The following is a 20,454-nucleotide window of genomic DNA, read 5'->3' as shown; positions in this document are numbered from 1 at the left end:
CACAGAAAAAGTGGATAAGTTGAGAAAGCCTTAATGACAGAGACATGCGCCAATCTTTCGCCTTACTGATAGGCGTTTCAGGAGTAAGTAAGTTAAGCACATGGAGTTGGTTTCATGCCCCGATGCTAAAAAACATGTCGCAGTTTGCATCGTGACTCTGGCCTTTCGCTTAAGCGGAACAGATTCACGCCTGGCAATCGGCCTCACGTTGATAACATAACGATTTAGTGAAAACGAGCGCTGACGCGACGACAGAATGCACAGCGACAAGCTGAAATCGGTGCAGTCATCATCCAAAACCCGTTTCAGCCCAGGTATTATTCGAATCAGTAAGAGACAAGGCTGGAGAGCGAAAGCGTTCTGTTAGGCGCTAATGAAAGTAAAAGCCTGATGCTGTACAGCATTTTATCAAATTCGCATCAGTGCCTGCAGGAGGAGAAAAACGCTATTCCTTACAGAACAGTGATGCCCGGGCGAAAGCTAACGGCTTATGGCGTTGGCATGATGTTTTTACTAAATACTATAAGCTGCATTCAGGCCAACCCGACGTTCACTGTAATCTGTAAACGTAGGCCATAGGCTTGATTCTACTATGTGTGGCACTGTCACATCCCCATCCATGATGAAAAACTGATTACAGTGAATCGGCAACGAGATCCTTTTGAGATTAACTGTTCTGGTCTTCACTCATAACATGCTCATGTTGGCTGAGTTTTGTTTATTTCATCCTGCTGAGGCTACATCCCGCTTCAATCACAGGAACGACTTTCGACACTGATTACAGCGAATCACAACCACTGTAATCAGCAATCGCAGATGACCTGTTTGGCGATTTCAGGCTGAAATTCATACTTATCAATGGGTTTGCTGCATGAAATTGTTGAAAGCAGTCATTATGAAAACAGGCAAGCCTCGCTGGCAAGTGGCCGTTTAGACAGGTTTTTTTGATCGCATCATCCAGGCTTTACATAGGTATCTGGGTTGCAGTGTACAGTGAACGGTTAAGATGCGTTGCTCACCTGGTTAAAAGTATTCTTCACATGATGGCGGGTTGGGGACAGCTGTCTTTAACAGGCTTAAAATCGCTTTAAAGCAGATAAATGACGACTCGCCACGAAGGGAAATCCACGTGGCGGTATTAACGTGTTTTAGCCAAATCGAAGGAAAAATACGTCACTTTCTTCTCAGGACGTCAACGATTTCAGGGGCGAAAATTTGCGACCGTGCCTGATTATTTAACATAATATACAGGTTTACCTGTGTCTTTGACGTTCAAAAAAATCATTCATCCTCTGGCTGGTTTTTATTTCCTCTTTCACTGATTACAGTGAATGTCACTTAAACGTTCACTGTAATCAGTAACACCTAAATGTTGGCGATTTCAGGCTGAAATTTATCTTATGCACCTAATGGCAATTTGCGGCACGTATATCAGCCTGGTGTAAATGGGAGTCTTACACGATTTCTTTTTATGAGCAGATAGCCACTGGTTCAGCATTCAAGCCGAAAAGCGCGCAGCCTTCCTAGTTAACTGAAACTGTTAAGCCCGGCGTGGAGTGCGACTGGCGTAAGCGTTCACGAAGACAAGGCACAAGCGGCGATTCGACAACATACGTATCTCTCAAGACGAAAATGTCTTTGCCAGCGTGACCGCAGAGTGAAAGCGGTAATGGGTGAAGATGGAGAGATGAGAGTTCAGTGACAATTCATGTGTCATGCGCGTTTCAAGGCAATAATGGTCAGTGGCTATTAGCCAGCACTGAGCTTCAGGTAAGTAAAGGGTAGGGGGCTTTGTTACTCAACGATTCCAGAACTTCCACCAGATTACTCAGCATCACTAACGTCGGGGGCATTTATAGCCTTTCAGCACTGTGCCACTTACGCATAAACCTGTTCGTTCAATGCCATCTGACGGTGCGGCAACTGAAGTATAAAGCGTTGGGTCAAGGATGAGAGAAGGAAAAGACGATCATAATCAGATGTTAATCATGCCGTATGATCAAAATTTGTTGTGTCTTTTTTGCCGGAATAGATGCCAGGCCTGAAAACATCTGTCGTCATCTGATATATCCGTCGATAACAGCCGGTAAAGGTTCAGGTCGCTCTGCGTGGTTTGAACGGCTTTGCGCGAAATGAAACTTTGCTCCCATTGCCAGTGAGTTGCGCTGGATTAAGTACTGTCTCGAACATCATTGCGTTACCTCAATTTCTGCCCTTTTCATAACCCAGAAAATGAGGTTTATAAATGTTCAAAGACCCAGGATTGCGTCGATCTCAATCAGCAAGTCAGGTGAGAACAGAGCACTAACCTGTACCAATGCGCTCGCAGGTAAATAATCACCATAACGTTTAAACAGCACGTTGCGGAGTGCATCAATATCTTTAAAAGAGGTTACAAAGAGGGTGACCTTAATGAGTTGCTGCAGAGAGGTGTTTTCAGCCGCCGCTATGCTTTCCAGCTGATCAAAAATCACTTCAGCCTGCGCCGCGATATCCCCTGGTTTGCAGGCGTGCCAAACGCCGTTAAGCCTGAGACATAGAGTGTTTGATTGTGGCTGACGGCATGGACATAGGGGGCAGTCACTTCCCCACGCGAAGCATAGTTTTTCCGTACAGGCATCATAGTGCTTAACTCCCAATATATTACTTGTTGGTCATTAGCAACTGCGAGCACGCATGATTGCTAAGTGCTGCCTGCTGCTGCTGTTCTTGAGTCAGACTTTTCCAGTTGTCGATCACCCGAGCGGCCAGGCCAGGAACAAAATGTATTTTTTGCAACGCATAGTCTGAATTACTGCCTTCTATAACGTTTTTCATGTCTTTCTGCAGCTGTTGCTCATTTTGCTGAGGTACGGCGCAGAGCACAGAAATGTAGTAGTTTTCATCTTCAGCGTCATAATGAGGTGTCAGCCACCACCCCAGGAACCCAACGACAAGGGCGGCAGGGATAAGAAAAGCGGGTTTTAGTACTGTCATCTATCCATCCAGAGTCATTCTTCTCACTGGCCAACAGGGGCATCAGTCCGGTGGCATATCCTGCCATAAATAGCGCTATTAGTTAAATCCTCTGCCTGGATTAGGCTATCGGGTTACACCAGGCACCAGCCCTGGCCATAAGCAGCATAAAAAATATGACCGGCATTGACGTTTTATGAAATCAGTCAATGAAACTATAAAAATCAATACAATTAACAGGTTACAGACCCAGACTTATCTGTATTCACCGCTGAGTTTTTAAAAGCATACTACTATTAGTTGTCTGGAGCCTCAGGATCCAGACTGATATTTATGCACATTTATAGGGGAACCGCGTGCTGATAAAGAAGAAGAAAATACGGTCACATACCGAGGATAGATATCTGGCACTGGCACTGGCAACGACTGCCGGGATACTCAACGCAATGGCTTTAGGCGCGTTTGGTTTTTTTCCGTCACACATGAGCGGTAATACTTCTCAGATTTCTAACGAAGTTTTCACTTCTGACTTTGATAGTCTGGTTTTCCTTGCGGGTCTGATTTCTGCGTTTGTGATCGGTTGTACCACCGCGAGATTGTTCATTATTGCCGGCGAAAGACGGAAAATCAGAACCATCTTCTGCCTGATCATTCTGGCTGAAGGGTTTGCACTGACGGCAGCGTCACTCTTCGAAAAATGGTTTTATTCACCCAGCTACAACGGTGAGGTATTGTTGATGCTGGGCTTCCTGATGGGCTTACATAATGCGACTTCTACGCAACTGTCGAACGGCCGTGTCAGATCAACCCATATTACCGGTACGCTAACTGACGCAGGCATTGCATTAGGTTCCTATTTATCATCTTTTATATCCCGGGCAGAACCTTGCGACAGACGATTTGCCCAGAAGCAGCTTTATACACATTTAACCACGGTATTATCTTTTTTAACGGGGTGCATTGTCGGGCTATTACTTTTTAAAACCTATGCATTTAACGCTATGATTGGACTGGGGATTTTTCTCATCGCCCTTGCAGCTGGCGCGATTGTTATTACATTGTATAATGCAAAAAAGCTTTACTAGTTGATTTTTATAAATGGCGGTTTCGTGAAATTTTATTTCAGGTGCCGCCATTACTAGCAGGAATAATTAATTTAAGACTGTATTTTAAAAGTGGTATAGCAAATTAAATAGAGGGATTAACTTCCAGAATATGACCGGTGAACAAGTCCATAAAACTGACAAAAAGTAATAGAAATTTACGTTTTATCCGATTTAGAAAAGAATTACCATTTCACTAGATTGGTCGTGGAAAAATAAAATTATTGTATAACTAAATCAATAATATAAGTAGATTCTACCGCTTCGCTTAAGGTTTATTTCCTCTGCTGGCTTTGTTTTCCTGACCACAAAAGTGTTAGTCTGTATATACATACACCGGTTGGAGGTTATGTGAATAACCATGAAGACAACGACATTCGTGCGCTGATTGGGGCGGTGGTGAGTGAACTTCTGAAGATAGGTGAGCCCGTGCAGTTTCACCAGATCACAGATGCATTGTTTCGTTTAAGTCAGGACAGCCGAGACAAAAGATTTAAAGTACTTTGCCAGCGCGCAATCCATTTTTTCTCACGCAAAATGCATTAAGAGTGACCTGCAATCTGGCTGCGTTGCAGGTCAACAAACTCACGCTGACTTAGGATAAACGCCCTCACCACAGATGTCAGATGCGAAACTACACACCTGCATCGTCTGGCGTACGTCCTACCACGATTTCAAGAGTTCTGCGTAACAGTTCGATGTGGAACTCATCATCCGTCGATTCGAGTTCTGCGATGAGGTACAGGATGATCGCTTTATTGGTTACGCGTTTTTCGTCACTGACAATATTTCTGATAACTCTGCCAAGCAGCTCAGTCTCCTGAGCAAGATGCTCTCCCTCACTGCGAAAAAACTCGATGATGGCTAAATCTGATGTGCTCTGTTGCATAGTTATCATTCTCTAAGAATCGTCAGTTGCGTCTTAAGGAGTCAGCCGACAAGGTCATTAAGTAGTAAGGGTTACCAGGCATAACACACTTTGATGCCCATCTTTTCTCTCGCTGGCACAGCTTAAATCTTAGACGCCAGCGTCAGTGTTTTTTAGAGCCTTCTGGTGGGCCGTCGTTGTTCAAACGGTGTTTATCGCGCTCGGGAAGATCCACCCGGCGGCGACTGTTCGCTGTGGCCATGCCTTTTTGTACTTCAACAATCGCAACTTTGATGGCTTTCAGCCTGGTTGCGTCCTCGGTTTCACTTGCCATTGCTTCAAGTTGAGCAATAAGTGCATTGCTGGATATCGGACTTTCTGATTTCAGTAAGATCAGAACGGCCTCACCAATCATGACATCCGTTATTTTTTCTTCTTCACTTCTGTACATACTGGCTTCTCTGATTACGAATTTGTAGCCACGCTCCGGCTACGATGACGGGGGACAGCTAACCTTCCCGCGTCAGCTGTGGGCAGTACTATCCCTGTGAGTAAACATGGTACTGCCCGATCAGAAATTACTTCAGGTAACGAATTAATTTTAAAGCATTAAATTTATATTAGCTTTCGCGACTAAACAGTAATCCAATTAGCTCCTGGTAATGACGTTGCTGCTCTGTGGCATCACAACCGTCAAGACGATGGAGCAATTTACTGCAAATTGCTTTGCGTGAAAGTGTTTGGCCTGCGCGCAGTAGCTCAACAACAATCTCACCCAGCGTTTCCTGCTGAGAGGGCAAATTTGCCTGGCTGAAGTAACGGGCGATGTCGCTGGTATTATCCGGTGCATGTCCGTTCTGACGCATACGATTATCCTCAGGTGGTTAAAATGTACTTTGCCATAGAGCGAAAGTTATACATCTTTCAAAAACTTGTACAGAATTTTGATGGTCTTAACGGGAGTTTTTTGTGCAAAAAATGCTAATTGATTAAAAACAGAGAGTTACAGAGGTGTGAAGTAGGGCGGATGTTATCAAGCATTGTGCCAAAATTAAGCTTAAAAGTTAACACAATGCGTAAAATATGAGCATAGAACTATTTTATGACAATGTCATCGCCGTCGTTGTCTGAAGATCCTGAAAACGCTGATTTGCGTGCAGACCAGCCTCTGCCTGAAGTCAGGCGCGAACCAATTTGCCTGAAACCCATCAGCCATTTGGTTGCATCATCGAGCTGTGACAGCCTGGCTTCATCCACTTCAGACCGGGTCATTACTTTAAGCTCATCGACAAGAGACTCCACACTGACGTCCTGATTGATGGCGATCAGGTTCAGAGCGGCTTCGCCGATGATCGTGTTTGTCAGGTGCTGCTGGGAAAGTAACAAAATGACCTCCTTTGCCTTTCATACGACAAGTTTATTTTAGCAAAGCATAGCGTTCCTGTTTTACCCTGCGCGCGCTCAGCGTTGATCCATCCACTTTATGGACCTGCATCAGGAAGGTTTCTTCATTATTCGATGGCGCTACACTGCTGGACTTTTACTTTCAGAATAACTAGTTAGCCACTCTGCATTACAAAACTTAAAACTTCCATTCATTTCATTAAAAAACTTCACAAAGTGTTTCTGTGTGAATTTTATAGCCTGTGCTATAAAATTTAGCACGGGCTAAATTATTGGCGCTTTCTTCATTAATCTCAGGATGACGAACATGGTGAGTAAATTATCGGTTTCAACACTTGGCATGATGTTGAGTGTTTTTATTAGCCTCAACAGCTATGCGGCTGATAAATTTAAGGTTGTCACGACCTTCACCGTTATTGCTGACATGGCAAAAAATGTGGCAGGGGAGGCGGCTGAGGTGACGTCAATCACCAAACCTGGTGCCGAAATTCATGAGTATCAACCGACCCCTGGCGATATTAAACGTGCACAGGGTGCACAGTTGGTGATGGCTAATGGTTTGAATCTGGAATTGTGGTTTCAACGTTTTTATCAACATCTCAAAGGCGTTCCTGAAGTTGTTGTTTCAACGGGCGTTTCTCCAATAGGAATAGGGGAAGGACCTTATAATGGCAAACCCAATCCTCACGCATGGATGTCACCGGATAACGCACTGATCTATGTGGATAATATTCGTGATGCGCTTGTAAAGCACGATCCGGCCAATGCCAGCACCTATCAGCAGAACGCAGCCGCCTATAAGCAAAAGATCGTTGCAGCACTCGAACCTGTTCGTAAGCAACTCGCCGCCATACCAGAAAACAAACGCTGGATAGTGACCAGCGAAGGCGCTTTTTCCTATCTGGCACGTGATTTAGGGCTTAAAGAACTTTATCTCTGGCCAATCAATGCCGATCAGCAGGGAACGCCACAGCAGGTTCGGAACGTCATCGATCAGATGAAAAAGAATGCCATTCCCGTCATCTTCAGTGAAAGCACCGTCTCCGATAAACCTGCACGCCAGGTCGCGCGCGAAACGCACGCACATTATGGCGGTGTGTTATACGTTGACTCATTAAGCGCGGCCAGGGGGCCTGTGCCAACGTATCTTGACCTGTTGAGAGTTACCACCCAGACGCTGGTTAACGGCATTCAGGACGGGATGAAAACACGATGAACCCCACAATTGTCGTTTCGGACCTCTCGGTAACCTACCGTAACGGGCATACAGCGTTGCACAACGCCAGCTTTAGCGTGCCAGCCGGGTCAATTGCTGCACTCGTCGGGGTAAATGGTTCGGGTAAATCTACGCTTTTCAAAGCGCTTATGGGATTTGTACCTGCGCGATCGGGCCATATCAGCGTACTGGGATTGCCAACGCGTAAGGCGCTTCGCCGTAGCCTGGTCGCCTATGTGCCGCAGGCCGAGGAGGTTGACTGGTCTTTTCCGGTTCTGGTGGATGATGTGGTTATGATGGGGCGCTATGGGCATATGGGCCTGATGCGTATCCCTAAACGGCAGGATCGCGATCGGGTGACTGACGCGCTGGCACGCGTTGACATGCTGGATTTTCGCCATCGCCAAATCGGTGAGCTTTCCGGCGGTCAGAAGAAACGCGTTTTCCTTGCGCGGGCCATTGCGCAACAGGGTGAGGTGATTTTACTGGATGAACCCTTTACCGGCGTTGATGTTCATACCGAGGCCAAAATCATCAGCTTGTTGCGTGAGTTAAAGGAGGAAGGAAAAACTATGCTGGTTTCGACCCATAACCTTGGCTCCGTGACCGAGTTTTGTGATTACACCGTCATGGTTAAAGGCACGGTTCTTGCCAGCGGCCCCACGGCGACGACGTTTACGCAGCAGAATCTGGAGCGCACATTCAGTGGCGTACTGCGCCATGTCATGACTGAGGGCGGTATCACGCAGGTTATCGCCGATCATGAACGTCCGGTTAATGCATCCATGGACACGCATTCATCATGGGGTAAACGATGACCGCGCTACTTGAACCTTTTGGTTATCAATATATGTTGAACGCCATGTGGATTTCAGCCATGGTCGGCGGGCTGTGCGCCTTTCTGTCCTGTTATCTGATGTTAAAGGGCTGGTCGCTTATTGGTGATGCGCTGTCACACTCTATTGTTCCCGGTGTCGCGGGCGCTTACATGCTCGGACTGCCGTTTGCGTTGGGCGCTTTTTTATCAGGGGGCTTAGCGGCAGGGAGCATGCTGTTGCTCAACCAGCGCACGCGGCTGAAAGAAGATACCATCATCGGCCTGATTTTTTCTTCGTTCTTCGGCCTTGGGCTGTTTATGGTTTCCCTCAATCCCACTTCGGTAAATATTCAGACTATCGTGCTGGGCAATATTCTGGCTATTGCGCCTTCCGATATCATTCAACTGCTTATTACCGGACTGACTTCTGTCGCCATTTTGTTTTTCAAATGGAAAGATTTAATGGTCACCTTTTTTGATGAAAACCATGCTCGCGCCGTTGGTTTAAATCCGGTGCGTCTTAAGATCTTATTTTTCACTTTGTTGGCCGTTTCGACCGTGGCTGCGTTACAAACTGTGGGCGCGTTTCTGGTTATCTGTCTGGTTGTCACGCCAGGCGCAACGGCCTGGTTGCTGACCGATCGCTTTCCCCGGCTACTTGCCATCGCGGTTGCCATTGGCAGCATCACGAGCTTTATGGGCGCGTGGGCAAGTTATTATCTTGATGGCGCAACGGGCGGCATTATTGTCGTTGCGCAAACGTTACTGTTTTTACTGGCCTTCATCTTTGCGCCTAAGCACGGTGTGCTGGCGAATCGTCGTCGTGCCCAGGCGCATGCTGTGCGGGAGACAAGATGATGTGGCTGGAACCTTTTCAGTTTGGTTTTATGAATCATGCTTTACTCATCGCGGCGGTGGTTGCCGTGCCTTGTGCGCTGCTGTCAGTCTTTTTGGTCCTGAAGGGCTGTGCGTTGATGGGTGATGCGATGAGTCATGCTGTCTTTCCAGGCATAGTGCTGGCGTGGATGATGGCATTACCTCTGGCAGTGGGCGCATTCAGTGCCGGTTTGTTTTGTGCTGTCGCCAGTGGCTACCTTAAAGAGAACAGCAGAATCAAGCAGGACACGGTTCTGGGTATTGTTTTTTCCGGGATGTTTGCGGTTGGCCTGATTTTGTACATCGCCCTGAAACCGGAGATCCACCTCGACCATATTTTATTCGGCGATATGCTGGGGATCAGCCAAAGCGATATTTTTCAGACGTTAGGCATTGCCGCTGTGATTGTCGCTGTCGTCGGTCTGAAATGGCGCGATTTCATGCTGTTCAGCTTTGATCCTCAACAGGCTCAGGTGTGCGGGCTTTCGGTGCGCTGGCTGCATTATAGCCTGTTGTGTATGGTCTCTCTGACCATTGTGGCAACGCTTAAGGCAGTAGGGATTATTTTATCGATTTCATTGCTTATTGCACCCGGAGCGATTGCCGTTTTGCTGACGGATCGGTTTTCCCATGCGTTGATACTGGCGACGTTTGTTTCGCTGGTTGTCTCACTCTGCGGCGTTTATCTCTCATTTTTTATTGACAGTGCTCCCGCACCAACCATTGTGGTGCTTTTCGCTCTGGTCTTTATCGTCAGCTTTATCACCACTCACTATAAACTTTCTCGCCTGTCTAAATCCTCCTGCTGATTACTGTGCTGGTCGCCTGAATGAACAGGGCGACCAGCCGTGTTAATTAACGCAATCGTCGTCTTTTTACCTCTTACCCTGAAAATAAGTGCTAAACCTAATGACGTACATACGCATGTAAACATCAGGGTTATCCGGCTTTCCCCGTTCTTATCTCGCCCGTTATGTATAAGTAACCGATCACCTAACCGGCCCTGCAACCATGGGAAAAAGACAATGTCAGAAACAATACCGTTAACGATGCAGGTCAATGGTCAGACCCAACAGATCAGCATCGATCCTCGCGTAACCTTATTAGATGCGCTGCGCGATCATCTTAACCTGACCGGTACCAAGAAAGGGTGCGATCAGGGGCAGTGCGGTGCCTGTACCGTACTGGTAAACGAGCAGCGGGTACTGAGTTGTCTGACACTGGCCGTGCAGACGCAAGGTAAAGCCGTGACCACAATTGAAGGTCTGGAACAGTCCTCGGGTGAACTGCACCCGGTGCAACGCTGTTTTATTGAGCATGATGGTTTCCAGTGCGGCTACTGTACGCCAGGTCAGATTATGTCTGCGGTGGCCTGCATCAAAGAAGGCCATACCGGTTCTGACGACGAAATTCGGGAATATATGAGTGGCAACCTCTGCCGCTGCGGTGCTTATCCTTTCATCCTTGATGCCATTAAACAGGCCGCGGCGGAAATGGCGGAGGAGGCACGATGAATGAATTTCACTGGCAGGTTGCGCAGTCCGTTGAGGATGCTGCTGGCGCCAAACAACATCCCCAAAATCATCTTATCGCGGGTGGGACGACACAACTCGATTTAATGAAATGCGGTGTCTTTACGCCGTCCCAGCTCACTGATATCGCTGGATTACCCAACTTGTCTGCGATTGATTTTGGTCAGGATAACATCACCATTGGCGCACTGGTCACTATGAGTGAGCTGGCGAATCATCCGGCCTGTGAACGCGAGGCGCCGGCTTTGTACGGCAGCTTATGGCAGGCGGCGTCGCCTCAGATTCGCAACATGGCTACCATCGGCGGCAATTTATGCCAGCGCACACGCTGCGCGTATTATCGCGATCCGGCCACCTTCTCTGCGTGCAATAAACGCGTGCCTGGCTCCGGCTGCGCTGCGCGGCATGGTGTGAATACCAACCACGCTATTCTGGGAAACAGCGACCACTGTGTGGCGGTTTATCCCGGCGACATGGCGGTCGCTCTGACGGCATTCGATGCAACGGTTGTGGTGCAAAACAGCCAGCAGCAGAGCCGACGCATTCAGATTGAAGATTTCTTTCTTCTGCCAGGTGATACACCCCATCAAGAACATGCGTTGTTGGCAGATGAAATCATCGTAGCCATTGAGATCCCATGCTCCCCGGCGCTTAAGCAGTCTCACTATTTAAAAGTCCGCGATCGCACCTCCTACGAATTCGCCAGCGCCAGTGCAGCCGTTGGACTCACGCTTAATCAGGGAATGATCGAAACGGTCCATATCGCTTTAGGTGGTGTGGCAACGAAACCCTGGCGCGCGCGCCGCATTGAACAGGCACTGACAGGACAGCCTTTTGAGCACCAAACGCTGTATGAGGCTGCAGAGCTGATTAACCAGGAAACACAGGCGCTCTCCGGGAATGCACATAAAATACAGCTTACACCGCGGGTAATCGCACGCGCCTTGATGGCGGCAGGAGAAATCGTATGACCCATGACCAAAACGACCTGCTTCACAGTGGGAACGCCGTGGATTCAACGGGCGATCACAACGAACGCTATCGCCGCGCACCCGCAAGCCTGTCAGGACTGGGAACGCCGCGTACCCGGGGTGATGGTAAGGTTAAAGTGACAGGAAAAGCGCGTTACGCGATCGAACATACACCCGAGAATGCTGTGCACGGCGTGGTCATTCAGTCCACCGTCGCCAGCGGTCGCATCAGACACATGGATACCACTAAAGCAGAAAGCGCAGCGGGTGTTATTGCCGTTTATACGCATCTCAATTCACTGAAAATTCATCAGCCGACGGCAATCGCTGACGGGGGCGCCGCGCAGACAACCTACACGCCGATCCAGGATGACGTGATTATTCACAACGGTCAGAACATTGGCCTGGTGGTGGCCGAAACCTTCGAACAGGCAACTTACGCAGCTTCGCTGGTAGAGATTGACTATGACACCACGCCTGCGCTGATATCACCGACAGATGAAGGGGTGGAACCCAAGCCGCTCCCACCTCAGGATATTGAGATGGGTGATGCGCAGAGCGCCATGAACCAGTCTGAAGTCCGCATCAATCAGCGCTACACGACCCCGCGTGAATACAATATGCCCATGGAACCCCATGGCTGTATTGCACAATGGGAGAACGATCATATGACCGTCTGGGAACCCAGCCAGTGGGTGATGGGCGCCCAGGTCGAAATTGCGGAATGGATGGGCATCTCACCCAAACAGGTGCGTATCATTTCGCCCTATGTGGGGGGCGGCTTCGGTTCTAAGCCCGTGCCTTACACACATGTTGCGCTGGCCTGTGTGGCCTCGCGCGCGCTCAATCGTCCGGTTCGTGTGTCACTGACGCGACCGCAAACCTTCACGGGTTTGGGCGGACGTCCGGCAACCTCACAACAGCTGGAAATGGGGGCGACGCGGGAAGGAAAGATTCAGTCCGTTATCCTGCGCAGTTTTAGTGAGACATCACTTATTGACGTGTTCGCCGAAAACTGCAGCAAGGTCACTGGCCGCATGTATGCCATCGAAAACCTCTCAGCCCAACATCAGGTCAGACCTATTAATACGGTGACGCCTGGCTGGATGCGCGCACCGGGTGAAAACCCCAGCGCGTTCGGTCTTGAAGTGGCGATGGATGAGATGGCTTACGCACTGGATCTTGATCCCCTGGCTTTTCGGCTACTTAACTGGGCCGATCGTGATTACCAAAAAGATCTTCCCTGGAGTTCACGTCGGCTTAAAGAGGCCTACCAAAAAGGGGCTGAGGCGTTTGGTTGGGATAAACGCGTCATGGCGCCCCGATCGATGCGTGAAGGACGCGAACTGATTGGCTGGGGAATGGCCTCGGGGACCTACCCGGTCAACACCATGCCAGCGGAAGCTAAAATCCTGCTTTCTCCGCAAGGTCAGTTCGTTGTGCAGTGCGCAGGAGCGGATATTGGTACCGGCACTTACACCATACTGGCGCAAACCGCCGCAGATATTCTGGGCGTTGATTCACAGCGCATTGATGTTGAATTAGGCGATACGCAACTGCCCCGGGCTGGCGTTGCGGGCGGCTCCCAGCTGGCAGGGAATCTGACCGCTGCCGTAGACGATACCGCGAAAAAGCTGCGCGCCCGTTTACTGGCGTTGGCCAGCCAGACCTCAGGTTCCCCTCTTGCCGGCATTTCGCATGACCAACTCACTCTGGCCCAGGGTGGCATCCATCTCACGGCTAAACCGTCTCAGGCCATTGATTTGGGGGCGCTGCTTAAGCTGGCTAACCTTAATGGGCTCAGCGTTGAAGGCGGCACGTTTTCACCGAACATGTCTGCGCAGGAACGGGACAGCGTTACCGGTAGCCTGAATGAAATGAGCCGACCGGATACGGTCTCGGCACACAGCTGGAGCGCACAGTTTGTTGAGGTGCGGGTGGACGAAGACTTTGGCACCATACGGTTGAAACGTATGGTCGCGGCCTTCGACAGTGGCCGACTTTATAATCCTAAACTCGCCCGAAGTCAGTGGGTGGGCGGCATGATCATGGGGGTAGGTCAGGCATTACTCGAAGGCGGCATTATCGATCCGCGTAATGGTCGGGTGATTAACAATAATCTTGCCGATTATCTGATTCCAGTGAATGCGGATATTCCCGAGATCACCACCATTGATGTCGGTGAACCTGATTATCAGGCCACGAGCATGGGCGGGAAAACGGTCGGTGAACTGGGCATCGTGGGCGTGGCTGCGGCTATCAGCAATGCGGTTTATCACGCGACCGGTAAGCGCGTCAGGGATTTACCCATCACGCTGGATAAAATCCTTTAAATATGGGTAGCGAGGTTGCCGGGAAGGCGGATGTGAAGACGGCGATTGTGCTCACGGCGGCGGGGATGAGCCGCCGGTTTCGACAGGCAAGCGGCCAGCATAAACTGCTGGCGGTACTGCAAGGAAAAGCCGTCCTCCGGCATTCGCTGGAACAGGCAAGGGCAAGCGGTATGGATATAATTGTTGTGACGCGCCCGGAAGATAAGGCTATTCATGTGCTGCTGGACAACGTGCGTGCTGTTTTCTGTGTCAGTCAGGGGCTGGGAGATTCCATAGCAGCAGGCGTCAGCGCCTGCCTGGACTATGATGCCGTCATTATCGCGCTCGGCGATATGCCTTTTGTCACGACTGACAGCTATCAGGCGGTGGAGCAGGCGTTGCATGCTTCACCGCTTGTACGCCCGTGGGTCAAAGGACAGCCAGGCCATCCGGTTGGCTTCCAGCGAGCATTTTTTCCCGCGCTGCAACAGCTTTCAGGCGATACGGGGGCACAACATTTGCTGTTAAACCAGCAAATCCGCTATGTGCCGCTCAGCGATCGGGGCTGCCTGGAGGATATTGATTACCCGGAAGACCTACTGCGAGTAAGGAGCAGCTCATGATTACGCTGGATCAGCGGGTTATCGAAATGGCCTTGAACTGGCATCAGGCGGGACAGGCGATTTGGCTGTGCACCGTGCTTCGCACCTGGGGTTCGTCCCCACGCGCGCCGGGGACAATGATGGCGATTAACGCCTGCGGTGATTGCTGTGGCTCGCTTTCTGGCGGCTGCATCGAAGAAGATTTCCTGGCACGTCTGGCGGAAGGGCATTACCGGATAAGCAGCCAGGTTGTCCGATATGGTGATGGCGGACGGCAAACCCGGGTGCAGTTGCCTTGTGGCGGCCGTCTGGACGTGCTGGTGGAACATCTGCTTCCTGACATGCTCAGCGGCGCGTTGTTAAGTGCGATGCATCAGGCGCTTATCGGCCAAACCCGGATGATCAAAAAGTTGTCCGTGGGCGAGCGCGCATCGTGGGAGAGGGTTGCAACGTCGGCCGCCTTACCCGTGCTTAGCTATCAGGACTCCGACATCGTGTTGCCAGTCGGCGCGATTCCTGAACTGTTGGTGGCAGGGTATTCCACGGTTGCGTTTGAATGCATTCGTCTTGGGCAACTTCTGGGTTTTCATGTGCGCGTCTGTGAGCACCGTTCGGCAATGTTAAGTGAACTGGAGCGTCATTTTTCGGGTGAAGACAACGTGACGATTGTGCCGCAGCATCCTGCGCGCTGGCTGGAGTTAAACGGTGCCCATGCTGCTGTTGCCATTGTGTCGTTAACACACGATCCCCGTATTGATGAGTTAACCATGATGGAAGCGGTCAATACGCACGCTTTTTATATCGGCATCATGGGATCGGTAAAAAACAGCGCTAAGCGTAAGGCACGCTTAACGACGATAGCCGGATTGGCTGAGGATGAGCTGGCCAGGATTCAGGCACCGATAGGTTTGGCCATTGGCAGTAAAACGCCTGCGGAGATAGCGTTATCAGTGATGGCCGATATCGTAAGGGTCAAAAACCAACACTGATATTATACCAGCCGGTTCTGGCGGCGCGATGTTCAGTCTGCCGCCAGACCGCGCTTTAAGGCGATGCTTTCTCCAGCGAATAAAAGTAGGTTCCTGAATAGGGAACAGGCATGAACGTGGTGAATATCTGCTGCAGGGTGTGTTCCGGATCAACGTCTTTAAACCGATCCGGATAAAGGGTTTTAGCAAAAAATTCCGCTGCCGCAACGTGCCACGGGCTGAGATAAAAGTTGTGCCACAGCGCGGCAGCATGACCGTTATGAAGGGCCCGAAGCTGCTTAAGGCCATTTTGTTGCGCAGTCAGCTGGATCAGGGACGCGCGTGTTTCAGCCGAACTGATGGCGGGACCGATCTTCAGATCCGATGAATCGCCGCTGTCTCCGCTACCTGTCGCAAAATAAAAATCCGGATGCGCGACAATCACGGCTTCTTCATTCAGTCGGCCAAAAACGCCAGCCAGGGTTTTACCGGCAATGTTATCTCCCCCTGCCAGCGACAACACCTCGCCGAGACTGCCATTCACAGCGGTGACGCAACATTCATTGCGGCGGCCCAGGTGGAGCTGTAACAGCACGGTAGGTTTAGGGCCTTGATAACGGGCAAGGCGCTGCTGAATAACCTGCATATGTTGCTGATAAAACTGGTTGAACGCCGATGCACGCTGTGGCTGATCCAGTACATCCCCAAGGATGGCAACACTCCGCGTGGTGTTTTGCAGTAGATGGACCCGCAAATCGATTTTAACCACGGGAATGTTCGCCGCTTTCAACGCCTTTTCCAGCCGTTGCCCGGCATCACTGCTGCGGGCGAGCTCGGGCAGGATCACCACGTCTGGTTTTAACGCAATCACCTGTTCAGGATTAATATCATTTATTCCATCAAAACCTAACGACGGTATGTTGAGCATCTCTGGAAATTTGTGCGCAAAAATATTCCATGTTTGCCGGTCATACTTCTTCAGATCCTGTGGCCAGCCGACCAGCCTTTTGAACGGATTGCCGGGTTCCAGCATGGCGAAGGTGTACAACATTCTGCTTTCGCCAAGAACAATACGCTGAGGACGATCGGGAATATCAACCCGATCGCCATTAATATCAGTAATCGTCTTGCCCCAGGCGACGCTGCTGACTGTCATGGAGAGCAGCAGGAGCAGGAGCCGCCAGATTGTTTTGCTGGGATTAGAATTCAACACGGGCTTGCACCATCAGGTTACGGGTTTCACCTTCACGTACGCGCAGGTTACCGCCGCTCGACGTGTAGTAGTGTTTGTTAAACAGGTTATTAAGATTCAGTCTTAACTGCGTTTTTTTACCCAGTAGCTGATTGTTCCAGGCAATAAAGCCGTCAGCGACAACGTAATCCGGCAAAGAGAAGCTGTTATCCGGATCGCCGGCGCGACTGCCAACATAGCGTGCGCCACCACCTACACGAAAATCACCGGGTAAACTGCGTATCACCAGGTTGTGACTCAGGTAAAGCGCCCCGGCATGTTCAGGTGCATTCTGAAGGCGATGGCCGTTGTTGGCCGGATTAATTCTGTCATCGACGATTTCGGCATTGTCATAACTGTAATTGGCACTGATGTCCCAGTCGGGCGCCACTTCACCATTAACCTCAAGCTCAACCCCTTGAGACCGCGCCTTGTTAATAGGGCGGGTAGTGCCGTTAATGCTCAACGACATCTGCCTTTCATCAATGTTGTAGAAGGCGACCGAGGCGAAAAGGCGAGGGGTGATTTGCCATTTGCTCCCTGCTTCCCATGTCGTTCCCTGTTCGGGTTGACTGACATTGCCCGCATCATCAACATCGGTTGACGGGGTAAAGGATTTACTTATGCTGGTGTAGAGCGAAATATCTGGCGTGATTTTATAAATCAGCCCGGCCTGTGGCAGGAATTTATTCCCTTCATCATCCAGTGTCTGAACGACCGGGTTAAAACCTTTTGAAGCTCGTTGCTCATAATGTTGGTAACGCCCGCCCACGACGGCGATCCAGTCGGACGTCAGCGAAATACTGTCTTTGACATAAACCGAGCGGCTGTGGATACGGTTTAAGTTGTTGGCATTCGCCGTATTCTCTGTCGTGCTGTCGGTGACGGGAGAAAACATGTCATAAACCGGATTGAAATAGTTGAAGCGCCTGTCATTCTTGCCCTGATACTGATGCGCCCGATAGGTTTGGTTCATTTCATAATCGGTGCCAAACACCAGCGCATGCGTCATGCCAAAAAGTTCCGGATTGCCCAGAACATCCCAGGAGACGTATTTGGTTTTTTGATTAAAGCCGCGATTGGCATCCGCGCGCCGGGTGACAACGCCGCTGGCAGGATCAATGGCCGTTACCCGCACCTCATTATTGTCATAACGGCGCTGATTCCAGCCAAGCGTCAGGCGCGTGCTCCAGCTGTCGTTGAACTGCCAGTCATAATGGGCGTTCAGCGCCTGATTGCGTCCCCAGGCATGATTGGCTTTATCGTCCAGCCGCTGTTTGTAGGGCAGTGAGAGGGGTGAGCCGTTGATAAACGCTGTGCCGCGATCGTAGGGAATATCATAACGATAATCGCTGTAACTGATTAACAGGCTGGCCTTCTCCCCATACCACTGAAGAGAGGGAGCCAGCAGCGAGTGTTCATCACTGCCAAAGTTACGCCAGTAATCCTGGCGTTGTTTTTCCGCGATGAGCCTGAAGGCAACGCCGTTGCCCAGTGGGCCCGTAACATCCAGCGTACCGGCACCGCCGCCTTCGCTTGCGTAGCGGCCACTGACCGCTGAGTGCCAGGAAAATTGCGGCTTTTTGCTGATCACGTTGATGATCCCACCGGGATTCTGAATACCGTAGAGTAACGAAGCCGAACCCTTTAGCACCTCGACGCGTTCCGTGGTGGCATCCAGATTGAGTCCCTGGCTGCTGCGGATGCCGTCGCGATAAACAGACCCATCAGAATTACTCCCAAAACCGCGCCGCACAAAGCCATCTTCCGTGCCTGCCAGGGTGTTTGCTTCAGACACGCCACTGACAAAACGCATTGCATCACTCAGGCTGCTGGCCTGGTAGTCATCAAGCTGTTGTTGTGTCACGGTACTGACAGACTGTGCCTCATCCAGACGCGCCACCGGGGCTTTGCTGGCCACGCTGGTGGTGGGGATGGTGTAGCCATCGTGACGATCTGCGTCACTGGTTACCGTCACCGTATTATCACTGACCGCCGCCAGGCCTTTACCCGAGGCAAGCAGCGCGCCAGAACACATCGCCAGCATGACTGCCTGCTGGATCCCCAGGTTTTTAATCTCGTTGGAACGTTTTTTCATTATTTTTTCGCTGATCATCAATGACAGAAATAAAGGGAATAACCCTGTGTATTGCGTGTATTTATTCAGCGACGGGCAGATAACCTCATCACCTCGCCCTCGCTTTTTTGTAATTGATAATCATTCAATCATTGGCTGATGTAGTAGTAAACAGAAAAGAGAGGGTTTTCACTACATTCTGAAATGTTACCTGGCATGCAGTAAAAGCGGTGCGTGAATGACTTTATATATTGAATTTAATGCTTTTTTTAATTCATGCTGGGCGAGTGAACGCGTAAGCTGTCCCAGGAGGAGGATCCTGTGGGCGATAAAATTGCTTGCTGACTACATTGTGCAGGGCCATTATCTGCAGGCGGGAAATGAGAAACATTATCCTTTATCCGGCTTATTGGGGCCTCCTGCATTCAGGTTTCCGGCACTCATGTCGCTTCAGGATCAATACGTGCGGGAATAACATCACATGTTTACTAGTGAAAATGATAAGGCGGACGATCATCGCAATGCAGACTAAAATCCGCGTTGATATCGTGGGTGAGCGTATCCGGTCACGTGAGCATCAACTCTCTCCACGCCTTCTGGCTGTCGCGCATTACATCAATAGCAACCGGGAAACGGTGCTTGACAGCACGGCGATGGATATTGCTGACGCCAATCATACCTCTGACGCCACCGTTATCCGCGCAATCCAGGCGCTGGGGTTTTCGGGCTTACGCGATCTGAAAAAAGTGCTGCAGGCCTGGTTCGGCCCTGGCATGTCGTCAGAGGAGAAGATGACAACCACGGTCAACGACGTAACGCGTGATGTCACCTCGTCCATAGACTTTGTTTTGCAGGGGCATCTTCATGCCTGCCATGTTTTATCCTCTGAGCAAAACCGTCAGGCGCTGGCCGAGGCTACCGGATTGATGATCGAAGCCCGTCAGGTTGCCATTTTTGGCATCAATGCCTCAGGCATCCTTGCGGACTACAGCGCCCGCCTGTTAAACCGAATCGGCCTGGCGTCATTCTCACTTAATCGGGCAGGGATAGCGCTGGCGGAGCAAATGCTGGCCTTGCAGCGCGGCGATGTGCTGATCATGATGGCGCAGAAGTCTGCCCACCGTGAGGGAAGCACCGTGGTGCGTGAAGCCAAAAGACTCGGCGTGCCCATTATTTTACTCACGAATGCCACTGACTCCTTTTTTGCCCGCGAAGCGGATGTGGTAATCAATGTTCCACGCGGTGGAGAGAAGGGGCGAATTCCGCTCCATGGCACCGTAATGGTTTGCCTGGAGATGATGATTTTGTCGGTTGCCTCCTCCCTGCCTGACCGCACCGTGAAGACCATGAAAAGACTGCAGGACCTTTACCGCGGGCTTAAGCCTGCGGCTAAAAAATAGCGCCTTTGTTGGGTGTCACACAGTCCCAACCTGATGAGGCCTGTCCACGGCCGCCAGGGTTGACGACATTGCCTCCGTCCTGGCCTCGCCGGGCACGCTTTTCGCGCTCCGGGCTCAGGTGC

At 50.5% G+C, this 20,454-nt stretch carries 19 protein-coding genes and 1 pseudogene; 12 read left to right on the top strand and 8 right to left on the bottom strand.

Annotated elements, in window-relative coordinates; translation table 11 throughout:
- Positions 1 to 2,249: 2,249 nt before the first annotated feature.
- Positions 2,250 to 2,623, bottom strand: a pseudogene (locus tag P9J57_RS21075) (RidA family protein).
- A gap of 20 nt (positions 2,624 to 2,643) precedes the next feature.
- Positions 2,644 to 2,976, bottom strand: a complete 333-nt coding sequence (locus P9J57_RS21070) for a hypothetical protein (protein WP_013028026.1) — start codon at positions 2,974 to 2,976, stop codon at positions 2,644 to 2,646.
- 335 nt (positions 2,977 to 3,311) lie between these two features.
- Here P9J57_RS21070 and P9J57_RS21065 point away from each other — a divergent pair, with 335 nt between their 5' ends.
- A complete protein-coding gene (locus tag P9J57_RS21065; protein ID WP_014598206.1) occupies positions 3,312 to 4,040 on the top strand; it encodes a YoaK family protein in 729 nt (242 codons plus the stop codon).
- 369 nt (positions 4,041 to 4,409) lie between these two features.
- Positions 4,410 to 4,604, top strand: a complete 195-nt coding sequence (locus P9J57_RS21060; protein WP_014333016.1) for a hypothetical protein — start codon at positions 4,410 to 4,412, stop codon at positions 4,602 to 4,604.
- A gap of 88 nt (positions 4,605 to 4,692) precedes the next feature.
- Here P9J57_RS21060 and P9J57_RS21055 read toward each other — a convergent pair whose 3' ends face one another.
- From P9J57_RS21055 to P9J57_RS21040, 4 genes are all read right to left on the bottom strand, one after another.
- Positions 4,693 to 4,947 carry a biofilm/acid-resistance regulator YmgB/AriR gene (locus P9J57_RS21055; protein WP_014604571.1) on the bottom strand — a complete coding sequence of 85 codons (255 nt, stop codon included), beginning with the start codon at positions 4,945 to 4,947 and terminating at the stop codon, positions 4,693 to 4,695.
- Positions 4,948 to 5,089: 142 nt separating this feature from the next.
- Positions 5,090 to 5,377 (bottom strand): hypothetical protein, encoded by a 288-nt coding sequence (locus P9J57_RS21050; protein ID WP_013028030.1) that lies wholly within the window; start codon positions 5,375 to 5,377, stop codon positions 5,090 to 5,092.
- 169 nt (positions 5,378 to 5,546) lie between these two features.
- Entirely contained in the window at positions 5,547 to 5,792 is a 246-nt protein-coding gene (gene ycgZ, locus P9J57_RS21045) for a regulatory protein YcgZ (RefSeq protein ID WP_013028031.1), read from the bottom strand.
- 229 nt (positions 5,793 to 6,021) lie between these two features.
- A complete protein-coding gene (locus tag P9J57_RS21040; protein ID WP_013028032.1) occupies positions 6,022 to 6,312 on the bottom strand; it encodes a hypothetical protein in 291 nt (96 codons plus the stop codon).
- A 358-nt stretch (positions 6,313 to 6,670) separates the two neighbouring features.
- Here P9J57_RS21040 and P9J57_RS21035 point away from each other — a divergent pair, with 358 nt between their 5' ends.
- The 9 genes from P9J57_RS21035 to P9J57_RS20995 all read left to right on the top strand — a co-directional run bounded on the left by P9J57_RS21035 (position 6,671) and on the right by P9J57_RS20995 (position 15,645).
- On the top strand, positions 6,671 to 7,546 hold the full coding sequence (locus P9J57_RS21035; protein ID WP_231858616.1) for a metal ABC transporter substrate-binding protein: 876 nt from the start codon (positions 6,671 to 6,673) through the stop codon (positions 7,544 to 7,546).
- The gene (locus P9J57_RS21030) at positions 7,543 to 8,364 is read left to right on the top strand and encodes a manganese/iron ABC transporter ATP-binding protein (RefSeq protein WP_014333019.1); all 822 of its coding nucleotides are present in this window, start codon (positions 7,543 to 7,545) and stop codon (positions 8,362 to 8,364) included. The genes P9J57_RS21035 and P9J57_RS21030 overlap by 4 nt, the downstream gene beginning before the upstream one ends.
- Positions 8,361 to 9,221 (top strand): iron/manganese ABC transporter permease subunit SitC, encoded by an 861-nt coding sequence (gene sitC, locus P9J57_RS21025; protein WP_014598203.1) that lies wholly within the window; start codon positions 8,361 to 8,363, stop codon positions 9,219 to 9,221. Before P9J57_RS21030 ends, sitC begins: the two co-directional genes overlap by 4 nt.
- Complete coding sequence (locus P9J57_RS21020) at positions 9,221 to 10,048, top strand: metal ABC transporter permease (protein ID WP_105088755.1); 828 nt, start codon at positions 9,221 to 9,223, stop codon at positions 10,046 to 10,048. The genes sitC and P9J57_RS21020 overlap by 1 nt, the downstream gene beginning before the upstream one ends.
- Before the next feature lie 216 nt (positions 10,049 to 10,264).
- Positions 10,265 to 10,753: a (2Fe-2S)-binding protein gene (locus P9J57_RS21015; protein WP_014333021.1), complete on the top strand. Its 489-nt coding sequence runs from the start codon at positions 10,265 to 10,267 to the stop codon at positions 10,751 to 10,753.
- Complete coding sequence (locus tag P9J57_RS21010; RefSeq protein ID WP_210532330.1) at positions 10,750 to 11,742, top strand: FAD binding domain-containing protein; 993 nt, start codon at positions 10,750 to 10,752, stop codon at positions 11,740 to 11,742. The genes P9J57_RS21015 and P9J57_RS21010 overlap by 4 nt, the downstream gene beginning before the upstream one ends.
- On the top strand, positions 11,739 to 14,075 hold the full coding sequence (locus tag P9J57_RS21005) for a xanthine dehydrogenase family protein molybdopterin-binding subunit (RefSeq protein ID WP_105082614.1): 2,337 nt from the start codon (positions 11,739 to 11,741) through the stop codon (positions 14,073 to 14,075). Before P9J57_RS21010 ends, P9J57_RS21005 begins: the two co-directional genes overlap by 4 nt.
- A gap of 2 nt (positions 14,076 to 14,077) precedes the next feature.
- Complete coding sequence (locus tag P9J57_RS21000; protein WP_013028040.1) at positions 14,078 to 14,677, top strand: nucleotidyltransferase family protein; 600 nt, start codon at positions 14,078 to 14,080, stop codon at positions 14,675 to 14,677.
- Positions 14,674 to 15,645 (top strand): XdhC family protein, encoded by a 972-nt coding sequence (locus tag P9J57_RS20995; protein WP_105088756.1) that lies wholly within the window; start codon positions 14,674 to 14,676, stop codon positions 15,643 to 15,645. Before P9J57_RS21000 ends, P9J57_RS20995 begins: the two co-directional genes overlap by 4 nt.
- Before the next feature lie 55 nt (positions 15,646 to 15,700).
- Here the strand turns inward: P9J57_RS20995 and P9J57_RS20990 are convergent, their stop codons facing one another.
- Positions 15,701 to 16,837 carry an ABC transporter substrate-binding protein gene (locus tag P9J57_RS20990; RefSeq protein WP_105088757.1) on the bottom strand — a complete coding sequence of 379 codons (1,137 nt, stop codon included), beginning with the start codon at positions 16,835 to 16,837 and terminating at the stop codon, positions 15,701 to 15,703.
- Entirely contained in the window at positions 16,824 to 18,953 is a 2,130-nt protein-coding gene (locus tag P9J57_RS20985) for a TonB-dependent siderophore receptor (protein WP_483279552.1), read from the bottom strand. Before P9J57_RS20985 ends, P9J57_RS20990 begins: the two co-directional genes overlap by 14 nt.
- A gap of 500 nt (positions 18,954 to 19,453) precedes the next feature.
- On the opposite strand from P9J57_RS20985, the gene P9J57_RS20980 reads away from it, so the two are divergent.
- The gene (locus P9J57_RS20980; protein WP_210456449.1) at positions 19,454 to 20,332 is read left to right on the top strand and encodes a MurR/RpiR family transcriptional regulator; all 879 of its coding nucleotides are present in this window, start codon (positions 19,454 to 19,456) and stop codon (positions 20,330 to 20,332) included.
- Positions 20,333 to 20,454: the final 122 nt, after the last annotated feature.

The organism is Pantoea sp. nfd-35 (genome assembly GCF_056892255.1).
The sequence above is the reverse complement of the archived record's forward strand: the minus strand, read 5'-3'. Positions and strand labels throughout refer to the sequence as shown.